This is a genomic window from Adonisia turfae CCMR0081 (assembly GCF_011009555.1).
Taxonomy (GTDB): domain Bacteria; phylum Cyanobacteriota; class Cyanobacteriia; order Phormidesmidales; family Phormidesmidaceae; genus Leptothoe; species Leptothoe turfae.
The window spans coordinates 5228967-5254849 of record NZ_QXHD01000004.1 but is presented as its reverse complement, the minus strand read 5'-3'; the positions used below and the strand labels follow the sequence as shown (position 1 = coordinate 5254849).

General features: G+C 50.6%; 2 protein-coding genes. Both read right to left on the bottom strand.

Annotation, left to right across the window (positions count from 1 at the left end; genetic code table 11):
• The coding region (locus DXZ20_RS26300; protein ID WP_250565936.1) for a type I polyketide synthase at positions 1 to 7551 on the bottom strand (7551 nt) is incomplete at its 3' end.
• Positions 7552 to 7554: 3 nt separating this feature from the next.
• On the bottom strand, positions 7555 to 25404 hold the full coding sequence (locus DXZ20_RS26295) for a type I polyketide synthase (RefSeq protein WP_163702052.1): 17850 nt from the start codon (positions 25402 to 25404) through the stop codon (positions 7555 to 7557).
• Positions 25405 to 25883: the final 479 nt, after the last annotated feature.

Sequence of the window (25883 nt, the reverse complement as noted above, 5' to 3'; positions counted from 1 at the left end):
GGGATAGGTGCGAACCTGAATGGTGTCATCGGTGCCGTTGGGGCGAGGGATCGCCTCCCCTTGCCAAAGTTGTCGTAGAGTGGTGATACTCTCGGCCATAATGGCTTTGCGATCGCAATAATTCTCCGGAGCCAGCACAAAATCATTGGGATGCCAGCCGCTAGCCACCGAAAGACCGACCCTGCCGTTGGATAGGTTATCCACAAAGGCCCACTCCTCCGCCACCCGCAACGGATCATGGAGAGGCAGCACCACGCTGCCAGCCCGGATTTGAATCCGTTGGGTGGCCGTAGCAATCGCCGCACTGGTCACCGCCGGATTAGGGTAAGTCCCGCCAAATTCATGGAAGTGGCGTTCTGGGGTCCAAATAGCGGTAAATCCATTGTTATCGGCATACTTGGCCCCTTCCAGCAACAGTCGATACTGGTCTGCAGCATTAATGGTCTGACTGTTGTTGGCAAAGTAAAACAGACTAAAGTCCAGGGGCTGGGACGGAAGACTCGGGCTAGCGGCAGCTGAGATATATTTAGAATCGGTTTGCAGGATGACCTGAAAGCCCGCCGTCAAGGTCCAGAAAATTTCTAGCACCGAAATATCGAAGGAAATGGTGGTCAATGCCAGCCAGATCTTGCGATCGCCTGACTCCACCAGATCATCCATCGCCATGAAGAAATTAATCACCTGGCGATGTTCAATCATCACTCCTTTGGGTTTCCCCGTAGAGCCTGAGGTGTAAATCACATAGGCTAAATTGTTGGCGGTTACCGGTGTTGCCTTAGACAGTTCGGAACCATGCAGGGAATTTTCTGCATCAGAATTTTCTGCATTAACCGTCGCCTGTCGAATAGTATCCCAATCTCGATCTAAGCAAATTACCTGTGTTTCAGGATTTTGCGCCCCCTGGTTGGCTAACACAGACAGCAGCCGTTCCTGGGTTAAGAGCACCGATATTTGCGCATCGTCCAGCATAAAAGCAAGGCGTTGCTGCGGATATTCAGGATCTAGCGGCACGTAAGCGCCACCCGCTTTGAGGATCCCCAGCAGCCCCACCATCATCTCCAGGGAGCGTTCTACGCAAATGCCCACCAATACCTCCGGCCCCACCCCTAACCGTTGCAGGTGATGGGCCAGTTGATCGGCGCGGGTATTTAAGTCCCGATAGCTCAGTTGTTCTGGGCCAACGACGAGTGCGATCGCATCCGGTGTACGTTCTACCTGGTCCTCAAACAGCTGATGAATGCACGTATGCTGGTCATAGTCCACCGCCGTATCATTCCACTGCACCAACAGTTGATGTTGTTCTACCTCAGTCAGTAGAGGGAGCTGGTGAATGGGCTGCTGGGGATTGGTAGCGATCGCCGCCAACATAGTTTGAAACTGTCCCAACATGCGCGTGATTGTATCTTCCTCAAACAAATCACTGTTGTACTTAAATGCCCCCGTTAACCCCGCACTGCTTTCCACCATTTCCAGGGACAAATCAAACTGTCCCTCAAATTGCGGCAGATCATAGGGAAGCACATTAATCCCGCCCCAGTTTTGGGGACTATCGCCATCCAGGGCAGCCAGCACATGTCCCTGGGGGAAATTTTGCAAGATAAAAATCGTTTGAAAAATAGGAGAATAACTAGGATCTCGCTGGGGCTGTAATCGCTCCACCATCAACGCAAACGGAAAATCTTGATGGTCTAACGCCTGCCCCAATGTGTGTTGGGTCTGGGTTAACATTTCCGTAAAACTGGCCGTTCCCTGTAGCACCGTCCGAATGGGCAACAGATTGAGAAAATAGCCAAAGATCTGCGTAAAGTCTGAACGTGTGCGCCCGGCCACTGGGGAGCCCACAATAATGTCCTCCTGCTGAGTATAGCGGTGAAGAAAGACTTGATAGGCCGTTAGCAGCAACGTATACAGGGAAACTTTTCGGGTCTCCGCCAGGGCCTTTAGCTGGCCCGTTAGTTCTGCGGACAAGTGCAATGGACATGAGCCGCCACGGTAGGTTTGCACTGGCGGTCGGGGCCGATCCAACGGCAGCTGTAGCACCGGCAGTTGCCCCTGAAGTTGAGTTTGCCAGTAGTGCCACAGTTGTTCTCCCTTAGCACTGACCAGTAGCTGTTGCTGCCACTGCACAAAGTCTTGATAGGTATGACTGGGGGGAGTTAGAGAAAGCGATTGCTGAGTTTGTTGAACTCGATAAAGAATGGGCAACTCATCGAGCAACAGACTGAGGGACCAGCCGTCATAGACAATATGGTGCATGGAGATCAGCAGAAGGATTTCCTGCTCCGCCAACTGAAAGCACCTGACTCGGAACAGAGGACCCGCCTTTAGATCAAATGGGGTGCGATGGGCGGCAGTCACCTGTTGCCGCAGCTCTAGTTGATCCCAACCCGTGGCATCCATCACCTGGAAGTCCAGGGTATTTGCATCCAGTATCTGTTGCTGGGGCTGGTCATCTAAGCTGGGAAAACAACTACGGAGAATGGCATGGCGCTCCAGAAACTGTTGAAATGCACCGCGCCAGCTGGAAATGTTATTGGCATCCATTAGCCGCACTGGAAAAGACACGTTATAGGCATAACTGTCGGGGGCCAGGTTCCAGATAAACCAGAGCGCCTGTTGATTGAAGGATAGGGGATACTGTTTCTGGGTAAGGGCATCAGATGTCAATGTCTCACCAGAGGCATCAGATCGGGCCGCAATCGCCAACTCAGGCTGTGGTCCTGCCGTATCCACATTTAAATCAAGTAAATCAAGGTCTTCCCACTGCTGACGAATAACATCTTCTAAAGTGGCCAGGTTCACCCCACCCATAAATTTAGAAACCGGAATCTCCACCCCAAGTTGTTGCTGGAGCCGATTTCTTAGCTCTACAGCCATTAATGAATCCATACCCAGTTCAAATAAATCCTGGGTAGGCTTTAGCTTTTTGCCATCCGGCAAACCCAGCACCTGGGCAATGCCCTCTGCCAAGTTTTGTTGTAGGGATTCATCGCGCTGGGCTGCAGGTAAGGCCCGTAGGTGTTGGATTAAATGTGTACGGGATTGGGGTGTACTTTGTGCAACCGGTTTCGCCACCAGCTGCTCTAGCAATTTTCGGGGTCGCCCAACTTGATATACGGCATCAAATTTCGACCAATCCACAGCGGCTATCACCCGCTGAGTGCCGCTACTGCCCAGCAATACTGATAAGGCAGCGGTCATCTGTGGCAGTGTTAAGGGGGTGACCCCTAACTGGGATAGTCGCTGGATAAGCTGGTCTTCCACATCTGTTAACATGCCTGCTCCTGCGATCGCAGACCAGTTCACCGTCAGAATCGGCAAACCCTGCACCCGACGGTAATGGGCCAACAAATTCTGAAACTCATTAGCGGCCCCATAATGGGCCTGTTGAGCTGAGCCCCACACCGAAGCAATGGAGCTAAAGTTGACGAAAAAGTCTAGATCCCACTTCAAACTTAGCTGGTGCAGGTTCCAGGTACCGGCTACCTTGGGGCGCAATGTTTGCTGCAGTGTGGTGGGTTGCAGCTCAGCGATGGGATGGGCTCCGCCCCCGATACCGGCAATATGAATCACACCCTTTATTGAAGAGAACTCAGGCAGTTTCTGTAACGCTAAAGTGAGAGCCGCTTCATCTCCCACATCTGCGATAGGCGTGACAACGTTTGCCCCGGACGACTGCAACTGGGCCACTGCCACTTGTTTTTGGGGTGTATCCGCCCCCCGCCGACTCAGCAAGATCAGGTGTCGGGCACCCTGCTCTACTAACCATTGGGCAACAACAAGACCCAATCCCCCCAGTCCGCCTGTAATCAGGTAGCTACCCTCAGATGAAATTGAGAGTTGCGTCGTTTTCTCGGGGATACTCTGACTCAAACGAGCCACATAACGAGTCCCACTGCGATAGGCAACCTGTTCTTCTGTTTGATTCCCTAAGACTTCTGAGATCAGAATATCAGCCTGCTTTGCCACAGTCATAGCACCATCCAGATCCACCATCCCCCCCCACTGTTGAGGATGCTCCAGGCCAAAAATTCGGCTCATCCCTCGCACAGGGCCTTGGGCCAATGTGGGTAATTCTGTTCCCAGAGAAACCGCATTTTGGGTAATCACCCAAAGCTTGGCATTGGATAACGCCGGTTGCTGCGTCAGGCTCTGCATTAAAAATAGCAGGGGCTGACAGAGAGAATTGATGGCCGATTCCAATGCAGTAAGATTTGGGGTGTCTCCCGTTGTATCCCCAAGCCAGATAACCCCTGCAATGGGATGAGAATCTATCTGTTTCACCTGATCCCAGAGCGATTCGAAGTCAGCAGGATTCTCAGGCTGCAAGGTGTAGACTGAGTTGTTGTCCTGGTTTGCAATGGTGTGGTCTAAAACAACCCGACTACAGGTTTGACCCAAGGTTTGCAATTGCTCCACTAAGGCAGCGCCTGACTCTGTTGAATCGCTAACAATGATCCAATGACGGGGTGAGATTCCATCATTGGGCAAGTCCTGGCTATTTAAATCTTTAACAACCCACTGTAATTCATACATTAAATCCTGAACAGATTGAGCCGCCAGCTGTTGTTGATGGACCTGCACCAGGCGTTCCAAGATCCCGGTATCTGAATCTGGCTGGCCAGCCAATAGCTGAGTCAGCTGAGCCACATCGCCTTGATGCAGTAGCTCTGTTACCTGTGACGTTAGGACGGGACTAGCCTGGGGAGTTGGTTCTGTAGTCTCTTCTACCCAGTAGCGTTGTCGTTGGAAAGGGTATGTGGGCAACGCCACCTTACGCCGCTGGGGATAGTCTTGATCAAACCGTTCCCAATCAATATCGACACCCCTGATATACAGATCACTCAGGCTGCTTAGCATCTGTTGCCAATCCGTTTGATTGGGTCTCAGACTAGGTAGCCACAGGTTACTTTTATTGTCGGGAAAACATTGTCGCGCCATGCCCATCAGAACCGGCTTAGGACCGCATTCTAAAAAGATACCGTCTTGTTGTCGTAAGCACTGTTGATGAAGAGACTCTATCCCTGCTACAAGGTTGACAGGGGCGAGAATATGCCGACACCAATAGTCTGGTGTGGCAATTTCTTCGTTAATCACCTGCCCGGTGACATTGGAAATTAGTTTGAGTTTGGGGATGGAGTAGGAGATTTGCTGCGCGACTTGTTTGAAGTCGGCCAGCATAGGCTGCATTAAGGGAGAATGAAAGGCATGGGAAACCTGTAACTGTTTGGTTTTGATCCCCTGGTCTTCAAGCTGTTGGGCAATGGTTTGAACGGCGGTTGCGTCACCTGAAATCACAGTGCTTTCAGGCCCATTGATGGCGGCAATGGTGACGTCGGCCTGATCTGCAATTACAGCCTTAACTTGCTTAGCTGAGGCCATCACTGACACCATAGCTCCCCCTGAAGGCAACTGCTGCATTAGCTTGCCCCGCATGGCAATAAGTTTCAGGCCATCTTCCAGGCTGAAGACTCCAGCAACACAGGCGGCGACATATTCACCGATGCTGTGGCCTATAACAATGGATGGCTTAATGCCCCAGGATTGCCAGAGTTGGCATAGGGCATATGCGAGGGCAAATAGGGCGGGTTGGGTGTAGGCGGTTTGGTTAAGGGGCGAGGTGTAATCAGACTGTAGGGGCTGGCCTTGTGCCTGCCCTGGATCAATGCGTAGGGGCTGGCCTTGTGCCTGCCCTTCTTCCGCAATATCTGGGTAGAGAATATTGAGAATATCTAGATCTAGGTAGGGGCGGAGAATATTGTTACAGTGGTCGAGGATTTGCCGGAATAGTGGCTGGGTTTCGTATAGCTCTCGGCCCATGTCTCTGTACTGTGCTCCCTGGCCGGTAAACAGAAAGACAATTTCAGACTGGTTAAGGGAATCCCTTGATTCTTCGATATCCCTAACTGTTATCCCGTTGGCTTCTAATTGATCGAGCTTTTGACTGACCTCATCAACCGACCTGCCTACAACCGCAATGCGCTCACTAAAGTGAGTGCGCCCCTGGTTAGTGGTGTGGCAAATATTGGCAATGGCTAGCTCTGGATGGTGATCTAAGAATTTTCTGTAGTGGGTGATCAGCGATCGCAACCCTCCTCTAGTTTTGGCTGACAAGGTCAGCACATGCCAGGGCCGCTCTGGCTGATTAGATGTTTGATCAGAGATGGGGACAGCCGGAGCTTCTGCCACAATCACATGGGCATTGGTGCCACTTACTCCAAAGGAACTCACCCCTGCTAGCCGAGGCTTGTCTCCCCGTACCCAGGGCGTTACTGCTGTGGGTACGGTCACCGGCATTTCTTCCCAGTCAACCCGTGGATTAGGCTGCTTAAGATGGAGATGGGGAGGGATTTTCTCCTGTTGCAACGACAGAATTACTTTGATTAACCCAGCAATCCCGGCAGCTCCTTCGGTATGGCCGATATTGGTTTTGACCGAGCCAATCATCAGGGGAGAATCTTGAGGACGCTGGGAACCATAGACATTGGCCAGGGCCTCCACCTCAATCGGATCGCCCAGGGGGGTGCCGGTGCCATGGCACTCGATATAATCCACCTGGGATGCCTCTAGCTTGCCGCTGCCTAGGGCCTGACGGATAACAGATTCCTGGGCCAATCCATTGGGCACCGTCAACCCACTACTGGCCCCGTCATGGTTAACGGCTGATCCTCGGATAACAGCAAAAATTTGATCGCCATTGGCCTGGGCATCTGATAACCGCTTGAGTACTACTACACCGCATCCTTCACCCCGGCCATAGCCATCAGCCGATTGGTCAAAGGTTTTACAACGACCATCGACGGAGTTCATGCGGGTTTGCGCCTCAAACACACTGACCTGGGGCGTCAGCATCAGATTCACCCCACCCACCAGGGCCAGGTTACATTCCTGGTTGCGTAAGCTCTGGCAGGCCAAATGACAGGCCACAAGAGAAGAAGAACAGGCTGTTTCCAGGGTTAACGTGGGTCCATTTAAACCTAAGGTATAGGCAATGCGTCCAGCTGCAAGGGGAGCACCGGTACCAAAGGCAGATTGCAAATCAGTAGAATGGGCCACCAGCTGTTGATAGTCATGGGTCATCATGCCGATGAATACACCGGTTTGACTTCCTTTTAATGCCAGGGGCGACAACCCTGCATACTCAAGACTCTCCCAACAGACTTCAAGCAACAGACGATGCTGGGGATCCAAGTTTTTAGCTTCCCGAGGAGAGATTCTGAAAAACTCAGGATCAAACTGATCCACATCGGTGATGAAGCTGCCATGGCGGGTATACATTTTTCCAGCCACTCCGGGCTCTGGAGCATAATATTGATCAATATCCCATCGCTCCTTAGGTACCTCGGTGGCGGCATCAACACCCTGTTCAAGTAACTGCCAAAAGGCTTCTAAATTAGGCGCTTTGGGAAAACGACACCCGACACCAACAATGGCAATGGGTTCTATTCTGGCCTGCTCTGCCACCTGTAGCTTGGTCTGCATCCGTTTCAACTCAAGCAGAGAATTCTTGAGCAAGGAGCGATGGTTGTTTGTCGATTGTTGTTGGTTCATCCCCTATACCTCCGCTTGAATTTCGCTGAGTGTTTGGCCGAGCATGGCCGCCAGTTCGTCTTCTGAAAGATCATCCAGCGCCTCAGCATAGTTGTCTAAGTCATCTGGCCCCGCTGCAGCAGGTGGTGGATCGTCGGGTATCTCATCCTCCGCCAATACCGATAGCTGTTGGGTCAGGTATGCGACTAAATCCTCAATATTGTTGTAGTTAAACAGGGCTGTTGCGGACAGTCGATAGCTTAAGCCTGTCTGTAGCCATTGTCTGAGTTCGGCAATCATGAGTGAATCGATGCCTAAATCAAACAGGCCGGCCTGTGGTTCGATTTGGGTGGGATCTGATATACCGAGGACCTGGGCTAGTTGCGATCGCACCCGTTCAATCAAAAACTGACGACGCTGGGCCCGAGGCAACGCTTCCAACTGCCGAATCAACCACCCTTCCTGGAGACCTGGAGACTTAAGCGGGGCTACATCCTTAAGCACGGGCATTGTTGTTCCCACTGTTGCTCCCATTGAGGTTTGGCCGAACCATTGGGACCAGTTCACAGAGATCACCCCAACTTGAGGCTGATTCAACTGGAGGGCTATCGCCATGGCTCCCATGCCCCGATCAATATCAATGGACTGGAATCCTAAATGCTGTAAACGGTCTAGTTGAGGTTTTTCCAGATGCTGTGCCATGCCCCCCGTCGCCCAGGGTCCCCAATTCAGGCTTAAGGCAGGCAATCCTTGACCATGGCGATAATGGGCCAACCCATCCATAAAGGCATTTGCCGCTGCATAATTTCCCTGACCAGGGGCACCCAAGAGGGACGCCGCCGAAGAGAACAGAATAAAAAAGTCCAGCGGCTTATCTTGAGTTAAACAATGGAGATGCCAGCTGCCTTTCACCTTGGCCGCCATCACCTGTTCAAAACGTGACCAGGTTTGATTCTGTAGCAAGCCATCGTCCAAAACTCCAGCGGCATGAACAATACCTCGTAAAGGTGGCAGCTGTTGATCAATCTCACCCAGAATATTCGCAAGAGACTCTTTCTGAGCAATATCTCCCTGCACAATAGATACTTTAATGCCAGTTTTTTCCAAATCCTCAATCATCGCTTGAGCCATCTCCGATGGAGACCGTCGCCCCATCAGCACCAGCGACTCTGCCCCCTGCTGTGCCAACCACTGGGCCACTTGCAACCCCAGAGCTCCCAAGCCTCCTGTAATTAAGTAACTGGCTTGGGGTTGAACAATCTGAACTGCGCTGTCAGGCGATTTCGCGTTTAATTGCCTCAGTCTTGCCCCATGGCGCTGTCCCTGGTGATAGGCAATGCGGTTTTCGGAGTCAGCATTTAACAATTCCTGAATCAGCACAGACCAATTGCCTTCTTTTAACGAAGCCGTTTCTAAATTCAGCAGTCGACAATGCAACTCGGGCTGCTCTAACGCAACCACCTGTCCCAATCCCCACAGTGGAGTCTGCTGAACTTGATGGGTATTGCCCAAACTTTGAGCATTTTGAGTCACTAGCCATAGTGGGGGCGGCTCATCTATCAATTCAGATGCTAGCGCCTGCACCAGATACAGCGCACTTTCACAACTCAACTGTAGACTCGCAAATACATCTTCTGAATCCTCAAGGTTTTCTAAATCACTCTCTAAACTCCACAGGTGGACAACCCCTTTGAGATTAGGGTTAGCCTGGGCAATCGTCCTTAGTAACTGTTGAAATGACTTAGCCTGGGTTGGGCATACCTGATAGTGGTCTGTTGCTAACTGCTGAAAATCGTCTCCTGGTGAAACACAAATACAGTGCTGTTGCTGTTGCGCCATCACAGCGGTCAACTGTTCTCCCCAGGTTCCTGCAGGCACAAACATTAGCCAGGTCCCTGACTCTTGGCTAACAGTAATCTCCTCTATCTTTGACGGTTGCCAGTCGATTTCATAGAGCCAGTCCTGAAGATTGTCTTGTAACGTTCCCAGAATCACCTCTCGGCTGGCTTGCCTCACCTCAAATCCGTTGATGCGAGCCACCACCTGCCCACTGATATCCAACAGCTGCAAATTCCAGACCTGCTGATCAGCCGATATCTCTTTTTCCGGATCCAACTGACCATGACACCATAACCGCTCTCCCTGGGGACGGGCAAAATAGGAGAATCGCTCCATCTGAAATGGCACCCACGTTCCTTGCATAGTTTCCTCCGCACCTTCAGCGATGCCAACGGCAACCAATGCCTGGAAACAGGCATCCAGCAATCCTGGATAAAGCTCATAGCCATCATCCTGCAATCCGTCGGGGCGGACTAACTGCCCTAACACCTCACCCTGGCCTACCCAGGCTGTTTCCATCCACTGAAAACGTGTTCCCAACTGAATATGTCGTTGATCCAGGCTTTCATAGATGGCAGCCCCGGCTACCTGCTGGGTACATCGGTCCTGAATAGCCTGAATTTCAATCCAGCTAAATTCGCCATTGGTACTGGACGTCGATAAGATTCCGGTTGAATGAATCCCATGGTCATCGCCCTGTAGGGCACTGGGGCTATCGCTGGACGAAGGGTTAAAGCTAATGACTTGAAACTCCCAACCTTCCTGGTGAGGCGTCAAAACAGTTTGCACGGTGCGCGCTTGCTCCTCAGCAATGGCCAGGGCTTGGGGAAAGAGCACCTGGGTCATCTGGAATGTTCCTTGGGGAAATGTGAGGCGGGCAGCCGCTAACAGGAGTGAGAGATAACACGCCCCAGGCACAACCACTTGCTGAAATACTCTGTGGTCAGCTAGGAAAGGAATTGATTCAACACTAAAGTGCGATTCGAAGAAGATATCCTTGCTTAAGGGAGATTGGAATTTTTGAGCAATTAGCGGATGGTGTGTCCCTAAAGAAGCCGCTGATTGAGATAGTGAACTGCCATGGACAGTCGCATTTATAGCGGTCTCTACCCAGTAACGTTGTCGTTGAAATGGGTAGGTGGGTAAGGATACTTTGCGCCGTTGGGGATAGGCTTGATCAAAGCCTGACCAATCGATGTCCCAACCTCGGACATACAATTCTCTCAGACTGGCTAGCATTTGCTGCCAATCACTTTGGCTAGATCTAAGGGATGGCAACCAAACCTTCGCACTATCGTCCGACAAGCATTGACGTGCCATCCCTAACAGGATCGGTCGAGGTCCACATTCAAGGAAAATATCAATCTCCTCTTGCCGTAAACGCTCCATGCCAGCAACAAAGTTGACGGGGACCAGGACATGGTCACACCAGTACTCAGGGGTAGCGACGTCATCAGTAACCACCTGGCCAGTGACATTGGAAATTAGTTTAAGCTTGGGCAGCGAATAGCTGATCTGCCGGGCCACCTGCTCAAATTCAGCCAGCATCGGAGCCATTAGTGGGGAGTGGAAAGCATGGGAGACCTGTAGCTGTTTAGTCTTAATGCCCTGGGTTTCTAACTGGTGCGCAATGGCAAGAACAGCTGACTCTTCTCCTGATATCACCGTACTCTCCGGTCCATTGATGGCGGCAATGGTGACATGCTCCACCATCAGTTTATTCACCTGTTCGGGAGAGGCCATCACCGAAACCATGGCCCCACCTGAAGGCAACTGCTGCATCAACTGCCCCCGCATTGCAGTCAGCTTCAAACCATCTTCCAGGCTAAAGACATCCGCAACGCAGGCGGCCACTATCTCACCGATACTATGGCCCATCACCACAGATGGCTTAATTCCCCAAGATTGCCACAGTTGATACAGGGCATATTCAATCGCAAACAGGGCCGGTTGAGTATACGCCGTTTGATTCAGCAAATCATTGTCTTGAGCATTGTCTGGAATATTGCCCTGATCCGGATAGAGCACATTCAATAATGGTCTCTCTAAATAGGCATTAAGAATTTCACTACATTGATCAAGACTTTGTTTGAATGTCGGTTGAGTCTCATATAGCTCACGAGCCATATTGACAGACTGTGCCCCCTGGCCAGTGAACAACATGGCCAACCGTGAAGCCTTACTATTGCCAGATTGTCCTAAACGGATATCGTCTCTCTGATTTGATTCTCTCAGCTGTTTCAGTTGATCAGACACCTCAACTAAAGACGTCCCAGCTACAGCCAGACGGTATTTGAAATGGGCTCGTCCCGTGTTCACCGTGTAACAAATGTCTGACAGTGTTAACTCTGGACGATGGTTGATATATGTCTCATATTGTCCAACCAGGTCCTGTAAGGCTTTCTCTGTTTTGGCTGCCAGGGTCAGTATATGCCAAGGGCGCTCCATGGATTCTGACACGGGCACAGTATCAGGTGCTTCTTCCACAATTACATGGACATTGGTACCACTGAGACCAAAGGAACTCACCCCTGCTAGTCTAAATTTCTCTCCACGCTGCCAGGACTGTATTGTTGTTGGTACAACAACAGGGATTTCGTCCCAGGCAATGCGTTGATTGGGTTGCTTTAGATGTAGATGGGGCGGAATCTTCTCATGCTGTAAAGAGAGAATCACTTTGATTAACCCAGCAATGCCCGCTGCCCCTTCGGTATGGCCAATATTGGTTTTAACCGAACCAATCATTATCGGAGAGAACTGGTCACGATGTTTGCCATAGGCTTTCACCAACGAATTGATTTCAATGGGATCTCCTAACGCGGTTCCGGTCCCATGGCATTCCACATAGTCGACTTGAGTGGCTTGCACATTGGCATTGATAAGGGCCTGTTCTATCAACGTTTTTTGAGCTAATCCGTTGGGTACCGTCAAACCACTGCTAGAACCATCGTGATTGACGGCAGAGCCCCGAACTAGAGCCAAAATTTGATCGCCATCCGCTTGGGCATCACTCAGGCGCTTAAGAACAACAATGCCGCAGCCTTCACCACGCCCATACCCATCGGCACTATTATCAAAGGTTTTACACCGACCATCCGGTGAATTCATCTGGGCTTGGGCTTCGAGCACACTCATCTCGGGTGTCAGCATCAGGTTAACCCCACCCACTAAGGCCAGGTTACTCTCCTGATTACGTAAACTCTGACAGGCTAGATGACAAGCTACCAGAGACGAAGAACAGGCTGTTTCGACGGTCAATGTGGGTCCATTGAGACCCAAGGTATAGGCAATCCGACCTGCTGCCAGGGGTGCACCGTTGCCAGAACCAGTATGAACGTCTACGGTCTGGGCAGCCAAGTGTCCATAGTCGTGGGTCATCATGCCAATGAATACTCCGGTTTGAGTCCCTTTCAATGAGAGCGGCGACACCCCGGCATCTTCTAGGCTTTCCCAACATACTTCCAATAGCAATCGATGTTGAGGGTCAAGACTCCTGGCTTCACGGGGAGAGATCTTGAAAAAGGCTGCATCAAATTGATCGACATCGGAGAGAAAACTGGCGTAGCGGGTATACATTTTGCCAGGTACATCTGGGTCAGGATCGTAATATTGTTCAATGTCCCAACGATCTGCAGGCACCTCAGTGACGGTATCAATTCCCCGCTCTAGCAGCTGCCAAAAGTCAGTTGGATTGGTGGCTTGTGGGAAACGACACCCCAAGCCGATGATGGCAATGGGTTCAGTGCTATAGTGTGCCGCACCATCAGATGCGGCCATATCTCTCCTGGGTTCCTCAGCCGATGTCTGACGCTGACTCTCCAGATTCTCCTCACTCCATTGCAAAACATCTTGAACGAGATAATTTACCAGGTCATCCAGGGTGTTGTAGTCAAACAGATCCGTAGCCGACAATTGACAGCCTAAGCAGGTCTGTAGTCGATTGTTCAGTTCCAGGATCATCAGGGAATCTATCCCCATGTCAAATAAGCCAGTGTGGACATCCAGGGTGGTTGAATCGGTAATACCGAGGATCTGAGCTACTTGTAACTGCACCTGGTCCATCAACAAAGCACGACGCTGTTCCATGGGGACAGTCTCTAACTGCTGACGTAACCACCCTGTCTGAGAGGATTTTGAACTGTTAGGAAGCACTGCTCTCAGCAACGGCATCTGAGTAGCCGTTGTTCCCTGGGCTGACCACTGCGACCAATTGATGGGCAGTACTCCCACTTGAGGCAGCTCAAGCTGAAGACACTGTTGCAAGATGGAGATCCCTACCTCAAAGTTCAAGGGTTGGAATCCGGCTTTCTCGAAGCGGCTTAGCTGTGAATTGTTCAGCTGAGCGGCCATGCCATCCCCTGCCCAGGGTCCCCAATTAATACTCAGGCCCGGTAATCCCTGGGCACGACGATAATGGGCTAAGCCATCCATAAAGGCATTAGCAGCAGCGTAATTCCCTTGTCCCAAGGAACCGAGTAACGAAGCGGCTGACGAGAAGTAAACAAAAAAGTCTAACGGTTTATTCTGAGTTAATTGATGGAGATGCCAACTGCCCAACACTTTGGCCGCCATCACTTGTTCAAACTGTGGCCAGTTCTGATTTTGCAGCAGGCCATCGGCCAATACCCCAGCTGCATGAACAATTCCTTTTAATGGAGGTAACTGGGTGTCAATTTCATCCAGCACCCTGGCCACATTTGCCGCATTCGCCACATCTGCCTGGACCACCGAAACAGTTACCCCGACTTGCTTGAGATCATGGATGATGGCTGCAGCCGTCTCCGAGGGCGCTCGTCTTCCCATCAGCACCAGGGAGGTGGCACCGGATTGTCCCAGCCATTGGGCAACCTGGAGACCCAGTGCGCCCAAACCTCCGGTAATTAAGTAACTGGCATCCGGTTGCACCCAATTCTCTTGATTAGAAGCAAGGGCGGTTTCTACATCAGCAACATAGGGTTTCAATCGAGCAACATGTCGTTGGTTCTGGTTATAGGCCACCAGATTCTCTGCGTCAGCACTCAATGCTTCTTTCACCAAAAGTTGCACCGCTTCCGCAATGGCAGACTCCTCATCCAAATCAAGTAAATGACAATGCAGTTCGGGATGCTCTAGCGCAATCACCCGCCCCAGACCCCACAGTGGAGTTTGCTGGATTTGAGGAATCTGTTCTCTGCTCAAACATTGACTACCCTGGGTAACCAGCCATAGGGTAGGAGATTTCTCCTGTGATATCAATGCCTGCAACAACTGTAGAGTACTGCCGCAGGTTATCTTCAGGCTGTCGGCTAAGTCCTCCATGTGGCTGGTTAAGCTCCACAAATGCACAATGCCTTGTAGCGCGATACTTTGCTCATTAAGCTGTTGAAAGAGTCGCTCAAACCCATCGTCTTGGTTGGGACAGACCTGATAGTGATGGTCATCCAACTGCTGGAACGTTGTGCCAAGGGAGACCACTACACAGGACTGACCTTTTTGAACCAGTGTTTCTTTTAGTTGTTCTGCCCACTGCGCAGTAGGTACCAACAATAACCAGGTACCCGCCTCAGATAATATTGCTTGAGGTTGAAGGTCTAACGCCTGCCATTGCAATTGATAGAGCCATTGACTGGTATCCGCTTGCAAGTACTTTAAGAAACGCTCCCGTGGCGCACGCTTGAGGGTAAACCCATCAATACGACCAAAAGCCTGACCAGTCTCATCGAGCAGATGAATGTCATAGGCACGGGTTTGCAACTGTTCATTGATGCGTGTGGCCTGATTCACATAGGCATAGAAACGTTGAGGGGCAGGACGCATCAGGGTTGCCTCGTCTACCTGCCAGGGAGCCCAGAACACTCCAGGCTCATGGTCAACATCAACCAGGTCTGCGGTTAGACGGGTACAGGCATCGAGCAAGACCGGATGAATCGGTTCATTGGCTAGGTGGGAAGCTAGAACCTCTGGCACCATAATTTCAGACAGGGCGATGCCATTCCCCACCCAGGCCTGTTGAACTACCGCCAGCATCGGACCATAGGTTACAGAGATACTGCCATAGAGTTGATTTAGAGTATCCGCTGTAATCGGGGCTAATTGTTCCTGCAAATGGGCAATATCCACACGCAGAGGAGAGAACAATTGAGGGGTATCCTGCACGGTCAAACTGGCATGTTGTCGCCACTGGTCTTGTTGAGTTGCATCCCGACTAAACACATCAACCCGACAAGAGTTCATTTTCTCAGCCGGTTGTATCACCAGTTCTGTTTCCCGTTCACTGTTGGGAGAGGCTAGGAATAAAGGCTCAAGGAAATGAACAGATTCAATCGTGGCTGGCAGTTCAAGGGTTGCCAGGGCCATGGCAATATAGCTCACCCCTGGAATGACGGCTGTATCATAAACCCGGTGATCATTGATCCAGGGATATTGGATGAGATTAATGGTTTGATGGTAAATCGTTTGTCCGGTGGAGGCCAACTCTAATTTGTTGCCCACTAGCACATGATGGGGCTGACCGAGCAGACTTTGATGTTTAGGTACGTCAACCCAGTAACGTTGCCGTTGGAAGGGATAAGTGGGTAAGGCAATTTTACGGCGTTGGGGATAGTCTTTATCAAAACCAATCCAATCAATATTTACCCCACGAACATGGAGCTGACTCAAGCTAGAGAGCATCTGTTGCCAATCATTTTGGCCTGCTCTGAGAGACGGTAGCCAGATTTTCTCGTTATCTTCTGGTAAACATTGTCGTCCCATGCCCAACAGAATCGGCTGGGGTCCACATTCCAGGAAGATATTAATGTCCTGCTGCTGCAAGCGCTCCATGCCAGCCGCAAAGTTGACGGTCGAGAGAATGTGCCGACACCAATAGTCAGGGGTCGTGACTTCTTCAGATACTATCTGTCCGGTGACATTGGAAATTAGTTTGAGTCGGGGCGGTGAATAGCTAATCTGTCTGGCCAACTGCTCAAAATCGTCCAGCATTGATTCCATCAAGGACGAATGGAAGGCATGGGAGACTTGCAGCTGTTTGGTCTTGATGCCCTGGGTTTCAAGCTGTTGAGCAATGTCTAGCACCTTAGACTCTTGACCTGAGATAACGGTACTCTCAGGTCCATTGATAGCGGCAATGGTGACATTGTCTGTCATGAAAGTACTAAGTCTTTCAACAGAGGCCATCACCGAGACCATCGCTCCCCCCGCAGGTAATTGCTGCATCAGCTTGCCCCGTGTGGCACTGAGTTTCAAACCATCTTCTAGACTAAAGACTCCAGCAATACAAGCTGCAACAAGTTCACCAATACTGTGACCCATCACAACAGAAGGGACAATGCCCCAGGAATGCCACAGTTGATAGAGGGCATACTCAATGGCAAATAGGGCCGGTTGAGTATATGCCGTTTGATTCAATAGAGCATCGCTTACTTCTGTACTCTCATCTGGATAGAGTATTTCTAATAAAGGTCTATCCAGATAGGTATTGAGAATCTCGCTACATCGGTCTAAAGTTAGTTTAAACGTGGGCTGATTATTATAGAGTTCTCGGGCCATATTGACATATTGTGACCCTTGACCGGTGAACAGTATGGCAACTTTAGGTGTTTCAGCTGTCTTAAGAGTCCCCTTAACCAATTCCGATTCCACTTGTCCTGCAGCAAATGCGCTGAGTTGCGCTGCCGCTGCTGTTCCGGTTTCTGCTACCACAGCCAGTCGATGGGCATGGGCCAATCGTCCTGTACTAGCACTAAAACACACATCTGCCAGTAATTGTTGCGGATGACTTTCAAGATACTTACAGTAGCACTGGGCTAACTGGTCCAAACTCTCTTCAGTCTTGGCTGATATTGCTAGCACATGGGATGGCCGGTTTGTGGGTGTCTGAATTATTTCCGTTGGCACCGGTGCTTCTTCGATCACCACATGGGCATTGGTGCCCGTAAAGCCAAAGGAACTCACCCCGGCTAAACGTTGCTGTCCTGGGTTATGCCAGTGGGTCAGTTTTTGAGGCACCTGCAACCAGTCTGGCCAATCAATTTTAGGATTAGGATTGTTCAAATGCAGGTGGGCTGGGAGTTGTTGATGCTGTAATGCAAGCACCACTTTCATCAATCCTGAAATGCCAGCCGCTGCTTCCAAATGACCAATATTGGTTTTAACTGAGCCAATCCACAGGGGATGTGTCGCGTTACGATCTTCTCCTAGAACGGCCATGGCCGCATTCACTTCTATCGGGTCCCCTAGAGAGGTGCCGGTGCCATGGGCCTCCAGATAACTCACGTCTATCGGTTGCACCTTGGCCTGATCCAAGGCTTGTTGGATTAGGCGTTGCTGCGCCTGGCCATTGGGCACCGTCAATCCGCTGCTGGGGCCATCCTGATTGACAGCACTGCCGCGAATCAACGCCAAAATCGGATCGCCATCCCGTTCAGCCTCGCTCAAGCGCTTCAGCACGATCATGCCACAGCCCTCGCCTCGACCATAGCCATCGGCACTCTCATCAAAGGTCTTGCAGCGACCATCCGCCGATATCATTCTGGCTCTGGAGGTGCCAATGTAAGCGTTGGGGGTCAGATGTAATTTCACCCCACCGGCCAGGGCCATATAACATTCGCCCAGGCGTAAACTGTTGCAGGCTTGATGGACGGCGACCAAGGATGAAGAACAGGCGGTATCCAGGGTTATGGTAGGTCCGGTAAACCCCAGGGTATAAGCCAGTCGGCCTGCGGCACTGGAGATATGATTGCCGCTACCTGCGTAGGTCGCCAGGGGACTGTCGGGAGATTGTTGTAGATGCTGCTGAAGCAGTTGCTCATAGTCATGGCCATCATTGCCAACAAATACCCCAACCATTGCTGCGGAGAGACGTTCTAATTTTTGTCCGGCGCGCTCAAGGGCTTCCCAACTGACTTCTAACAGCAATCGATGTTGGGGGTCGATGGCAACGGCTTCGCGGGGAGAAATACCAAAGAAGCTGGGGTCAAATTGGTCCACACCTTCGACAAAATGGCCATAGCGGGTGAGCATCTTACCGGTGGCTTCTGGGTCTGGATCATAGTAAGCATCAATATCCCATCGCTCAGGGGGAATCTCACTGCGGGCATCCTGACCGGCTTGGAGCAGCTGCCAGAATTGCTCAGGTGAATCAATTCCACCGGGCAGACGACAGCCCATCCCTACAATCGCTATAGGTTCATCTAATGCTTGGCGCTGTGGGGGTAACGTTGTTTTCCTCTGGGATTGATCAGTAAGTTCTAGTACTTCACTGGCCAAGTAACGGCTAAGCTGTTCAATATTGGGAAAGTCAAAGGCCACCGTAGTGGGTAAGGCCACTCCTAACAATTGTGTCAGGCGGCTGCGCAGATCCACCGCCATCAGCGAATCCATTCCCAATTCGAAAAAGCCCACTTGAGGATCGGGCAGAGACGTGGAAGGAAGTCCCAATACACGGGCCACTGCTTGTTGAACGGTGTGCTTTAGACGCTCAAGTTGTTCTGCTCTTGGCAATGACAGAATTTGATCCATCCAATCCGTCTGAATCGGAGGCTCGGTTGCTAACGCCTCCGGTTCAACCAACGGGTCTAATAAGCTTCGATGCCGACCGGTCTGATAGACCGCATTGAATTGTTGCCAGTCCACGGTGGCCACTACACATTGCTGCGCTGAAGTGCTGAGCAACTGTCCTAAGGTAGCTGTCATTTGGGGCAATGATAGAGGGGTAATGCCAATTTCAGAGAGCCGTTTTACCTGGGAGGCGTCAGCCTGGTTCACCATGCCACTGCCTGCGATCGCAGACCAATGTACCGTCAGACTGGGTAACCCCTGACCCTGTCGATAGTGACTTAACAGATTCTGAAATTCATTGGCCGCACCATAATGGGCCTGATGCGCCGACCCCCAAACGGCAGCAATCGAACTGAAGTTGACGAAAAAGTCTAAATCCCATTCCAAACTGAGTTGATGCAGATTCCAGCTGCCTTTTACCTTAGGAGCTAACGTCTTCGCCAGTGTGGACTGGTTCAATGACTCAATGGGATGTAAGTCACCATCAATCCCAGCGGCATGGATCACCCCTCGCATGGGTGGCCATGACTCGGATAATGGGGACAAGGTTGTTTGCAGCGCCATGGCATCATTAATGTCCACGACAGGCATAACAACCTGACAACCTTGCGATCGCAACTGGGCAATGACGGCTTCTTTTTCTGGGGTATTGGCCCCCTGTCGACTTACGAGAACCAGATAACGAGCCCCTTGTTCCACCAGCCATTGGGCCACAGTCAGCCCCAAACCACCCAGCCCGCCACTGAGCAAATAGCTACTCTCCGGATCAATTGTTAATGGGGTATCTGGTTTAGGCTGAGTGCGTACCAGCCTGGCCACATAACGTTGATGATTCCTGCGATAGGCAACTTGTTCTTCAGTGTGATTGGTTAAGATTTCGGTGGTCAGCCATTGGGCATGGTGCTCCATCGTAGCCTGACCATCCAGATCGATCAGGCCGCCCCATTGATGGGGATGTTCCAGGCCAAAGATGCGCCCCATGCCGCGCACAGGAGCCTGGACAAGAGCAGGTCGGTCAGTCTCCAAGGCCACTCCATCCTGGGTCAATACCCACAACTTGGTTTGGGAGAGTTCAGGTTGCGTTACCATGCTTTGCATTAGCTGTAGCAATTCGGTGCATTGCTGGTTGACTGTTCTATCTAGAACATCTGCAGTAAGGTCTGTTAAATTAATCTCTTCCAGACTCCGGAGCCAAAGAATACCGGCAACTGGCAAGGTGTTGGTCTGGCTTAGGTGGGTCCATAGTCGGGCATAGGCATCAGGACTATCCGGCTGCAGAACATAGTTAACGGGGTCATTGTTCTGGGGCAGTTCCTCTGCTAAAGTCACCAACGTACTGGTTTGGCCATGGTGGCGTAATTGGGATGCGATCGCATCCCCTAGCTCCACAGATTGAGTAAAAATTAGCCAGTGGTGAGGCTGATATTCGTCTATAGCAGGAGCTGCTTGCTGCTGCCACTGGACTGCATACAGCAAATCCTGGATCGATTGAGCAGCCAGTTGTTGCTGATGGACTTTGACCAACTGTTCTATTGTCTCTGTAGCAATAGGAGAATGATTCTGGGTTGAGAGCAGCTGGTTGAGTTGAGAGATATCTCCTTGGTCTAACAGTTCAGTGACCTGGGAACTACTGTTTGAAGCAGTTTGAATCTGCTGTTTGGGAGTATCAACCCAATAGCGTTGCCGTTGGAACGGATAGGTGGGCAGAGAGACTTTGCGACGTTGGGGATAGTCCCGGTCAAAGCCAGGCCAATCAATATCTACACCTTTACTATAAAGCTGTCCCAAACTGGAGAGTAGCTGCTGCCAGTCACTTTGACCAGATCTAAGGGAAGGTAGCCAGGCTTTCTCCCCATCCTCTGATAAACATTGTCGGCCCATGCCCAACAGAATCGGTTGAGGCCCACATTCCAGGAAGATGTTGATCTCTTCTGACTCTAAACATCCCATGCCAGTAGTAAAGTTGACCGGGGCAAGAATGTGACGACACCAGTACTCAGGCGTTGCCACGTCATCCGTGACCACCTGGCCTGTAACATTGGAAATCAGTTTGAGTTGAGGTAATGAGTAACTAATCTGTCTGGCCACCTGCTCAAACTTATCCAATATCGGTGCCATTAAGGGGGAATGGAAGGCATGGGAGACCTGAAGCTGCTTAGTCTTGATTCCTTGGGCTGCCAACTGTTGCGCGACAGCTTGAACCGCAGATTCTTCCCCTGAGATCACCGTACTCTCAGGACCATTAATGGCGGCAATTGTCACGTCATCCTTAGCCGCCAACACAGATTTAACCTGCCCCACAGCCGCCATTACCGAAACCATGGCTCCACCAGCGGGCAACTGCTGCATCAGCTGACCTCGCATGGCACTGAGTTTCAAGCCATCTTCTAAGCTAAAGACGCCAGCGACACAGGCGGCGACAATTTCGCCAATACTGTGGCCTATAACAATGGATGGCTTGATGCTCCAGGATTGCCAGAGTTGGCATAGGGCGTATTCGATGACAAATAGAGCCGGTTGGGTATAGGCGGTTTGGTTAAGGGGAGATGTGTAATCAGACTGTAGAGGCTGGCCTTGTGCCTGCCTTGGATCAATGTGTAGGGGCTGGCCTTGTGCCTTCCCTTCTTCCGATATATTCGGGTAAAGGATTTGGAGAATATCTAGATCTAGATAAGGGCGTAGACTGTTGTTACAGTGGTCGAGAATCTGCCGGAATAGTGGTTGAGTCTCATATAGTTCTCGTCCCATCTCTGCATACTGGGAACCTTGACCAGTAAACAGAAAGGCGACGTTGGGAGTCTGTTGAACGCCTGCTCTGCTTCCACTCCCTACTGTCGCTGATGCCTGGCTGTTATTTCTTAATTGCTTTACCAGCTCGGGTACAGAGACAGCGGTTAGCGCTAACCGCTGTCTAAAGTGAGATCGACCTGCATTAGCGCTAAAGCAAAGATCGGCTAAATTAATCTCTGGATGAGTGACAAGATAGTCACAGTACTTTTGGCATAGCTCTGATAACGCTTCAGGGGTAGCAGCAGATAATCCCAACAGGTGTAACGGACGGTCGATACCTGGGGAAGTGATACTAGAAGGCTTTTCCGAAACCGCTTCTAAAACAACATGGGCATTGGTCCCACTAAAGCCAAACGAACTCACTCCGGCTTTCCAAGACCCGGTCTGATGCTCCGGCCATGGTCTTGTTTGAGTCGGTACTTGTAAACCATTCCAATCGAAATGGGGTGTGGGTTGCTGTAGATGCAAATGAGCCGGAATCTGACCATGTTGCAAGGATTGCACCACCTTAATCAACCCAGCAATCCCAGCTGCCGCCTCCAGATGACCTAGATTTGTTTTCACTGACCCCACCCATAGGGGCTGCTGTTCTTGATCCGATGCTTGATCCGATGTTTGATCCGACGATTGCCCGGCAGCCATGACTGTTTGTATAGCAGTTAACTCAATGGGATCTCCCAACGCTGTTCCAGTGCCATGGGCTTCAACGTAATCAATCTCTGCGGGCATTACGCCTGCATCCAACAAGGCTGACTGGATCACCTGTTGCTGAGCTAAACCATTAGGGGCCGTTAATCCATTGCTGCGACCATCCTGGTTCACCGCTGACCCACGAATAATTGCATGAATTGGATCGCCATCCTTCAATGCATCCGACAATCGCTTCAGGAGAATCACGCCGCAACCTTCTCCGCGAACATATCCATTGGCGTCAGCATCAAAGGTTTTGCATTTACCATCAGGCGTTAACATTTGTGCCTCAGAGAGGGCAACACTGTTCTCAGCGGTCAAAATTAGATTGACACCGCCTGCCAGAGCCTGTTCACATTCTCCCAGACGCAAGCTTTGACAAGCATTATGAACGGCCACTAAGGATGAAGAACAGGCCGTGTCAATTGCTACACTAGGGCCTGTCAAGCCCAAACTATAGGACAGTCTTCCAGCAGCGGTACTAAAGGCGTTCCCGGTGCCAAAGTAGGGGCCCACTTCTCCAGCTTGTTCTAGCAGCCGGGTATAGTCATGGGTGCTAATGCCAATAAAGACACCAATCTCTCTCCCGGAGAGTCTGCTAGGAGCTTGAACAGAATCTTCAATGGCTTCCCAACTCACTTCTAGCAACAGTCGTTGCTGCGGATCTAGACTGATCGCTTCTCGGGGTGCAATACCGAAAAACGATGCATCAAATATGTCTACTTGTTCAAGAAAACCACCATAATGGGTGGTACCAGGGTAACTGTCAATCGCCCAACGGGTGGATGGTACGGTTGTGATCACATCGTCAGCCCCCTGCAACAATTGCCAGAAGTCTTCGGCATTATTGATGTTGTTGGGAAATCGACAGCCGATGCCAATAATTGCGATCTCAGATGTGAGCGTCTCCGTTGCCCCTTTACTCCCCCTAAGCTTTGTAGGAACATTGCCTTTTTCGGACGTTGGTTCACTTAGATATTCGGATAGAGCCGCAATGGTGGGATAGTCATACAACAGGGTGACCGGTAACGGTCGCTGCAACCAGTCCTGCAATTCTCCTGATACTCCCACAGCGGTTGCCGAATTGAGGCCATATTCTGCCAGTGGTCTGTCTCCACTGATTTGACCGGGCTCAAGGTTCAGGTGTTGAGCTAACTGAGTAACCAACCATTGATGAATCTGTGACGCGGTGGGATGAGAATTATTGTCTTGGGTCGTTGGGGCAGACGTGTACCACTCGGCATGGGGGGCTGCCATTGGTTGAGTCTCTTTAATATCCTCAAACTCTTCATGGGCCACCGCCGTCAAACTTCCATTTAAGAATGCGCTGCGGCAGGCGCGTCGCTGAATCTTGCCGCTTGATGTCTTTAAAATACCGTTGGGTTTGAGCAACAAAACACTTTGGACCTGCAGGTCAAAGGTTTCTGAGATGGCCCGCCGCATCGCATTGATCACCTCAGGGCCATTGAGCTGACGCAGGTAACTGCGTTTTACTTCATGGAGAACAACCAGCTGCGCCTGTTCTCCCACCTCAACAGAAAATGCCGCCCCACCACCAGGTTGCAGTGCTGGATGACTCGCTTCAGCAACTTGCTCAATATCTTGGGGATAGTAATTTTGTCCCCGAATAATGATCAGGTCTTTTAGACGTCCAGTGATAATCAGTTCCCCTGCCACCAGACCACCCAAATCACCCGTTCGCAAAAAAGGCCCTTCCTCTCTCTCCTCTAGATAGGCCTGAAACGTCAGCTGAGTTGCGTCTAATTGTTGCCAATACCCCTGGGCAACACTTTCACCCGCTAGCCAAATCTCACCGATCTCTCCCTCAGCACAACGTTGCCCAGTTTTGGGATTAACAATACGCACATTCAAGTCTGAAGGAGGAATACCGCAGCTCACCAATGATTGAGTCTGAGTCTGAGGTGACCCAGTCTCGACCACTACCTCAATCTGTCCCGCAGTCAACCTTGAGGTACTGACGGTCAAAGCCTTTGGTACCTGGTCAATGGGGTGCCAACTGACCCCTAATGTCGCTTCCGCCAAACCATAACAGGGCATAAAGGCCCGTTCCTGAAACCCACAATCCTTAAAAGCAGCAGCAAACTCAGCCATGATTTGCGCTCGAATGGGTTCAGCGCCATTGTAGGCTACCGTCCAGCTACTCAAATCCAGCTCTGCCTTTTGCTCAGGTCGAATTTTTTGTACACAGAGTTGGTAGGCAAAATCCGGTGCCCCCCCATGGGTGCCCCGAAACTTACTGATTGCCTGCAGCCAGCGCACGGGCTTCTGCAAAAAGGCAGTGGGTGACATTAAGATTGACTGACAACCCACATACAGCGGCTGAAAAATACCGTTAATCAACCCCATGTCGTGATAAACAGGCAGCCAAGACACGGATCGACTGGCAGCAGAACTATGGGTAACCGCTTGAATCAGTTTGCTATTGTGGAGCACATTCCCATGGCTAACCATCACTCCTTTGGGTTGCCCGGTGGAGCCTGAGGTGTATTGCAAGAACGCCAGGGTATCGGCAGTGATGGCAGGGATTGCCAAGGAACCCAGCGATTGAGAAGGCTTGATATCTTCCGTGATTAAAACCGCTAAATGGGTAATGTGAGAATAGTCTGCACTTTGTTTTTGGAGCTGTTGCCAAATGTTGGTTGTGGTGAGTACAACTGCAGGTTGGGCATCGTTTGCGATCGCACCCAAGCGCGACCGCCGCTGCTTTCGTCGCGGCGGATTGGCAGGCACCGCAACAATACCTGCGTATAAACACCCCAAAAATGCTGTTATAAATTTTAAACTTGGAGGATATAAGAGTAAGGCGCGCGCTCCAGGTTGCGTAATTTGCAATAATTGCCTTGCGATCGCCTGGGCCTGTTGTTCTAATTCTTGATAACTGAGCTGGTCAGACTCTACTTCCCCATCCTGCAGAAACGTATATGCCGTTTGACCTGGTTGATAGGCAGCACGATAGCTTAGTAATTCAATAAGATTAGAAGAACCTGGGAGTTCCATGGGTTTATCAGAATGATCTACAACAGCGTGCCCTATCCATCGTTCTCAATCTGAGAACGAAACAACAAACTATAGAATTTCTAAAATTTTCAACTTAAAACTCAAGATTGGCCAGCGCACAGCTTGCAAATACTAAATTTTTTTAAGACTGGATCGTTCCTGTCTTAAAAACTTCAGTATGTAATTATGTAACACTGAATGAATCACACTCATCGTTCAATGTTGTGGGCGAAAAACAGATAACAACATGTGTGATGACTGTAATCAAGAGCTTTAGAACCTCACATGGATTCTAAGGTTAATTAATGGCCCAATATGCAATTTAGCATATTGGATGTCTTAATATGTTTGGTGTCGCATTAGAGATAAGCATCCATCTTTGTAATTATTATGGTTCTATTATCTTAAAGATGTCCGACAGAAAACATCCCGAAAAGTTCAGGTTTATTCAGATAAAAGTTCAGATTTATTCAGGTGTT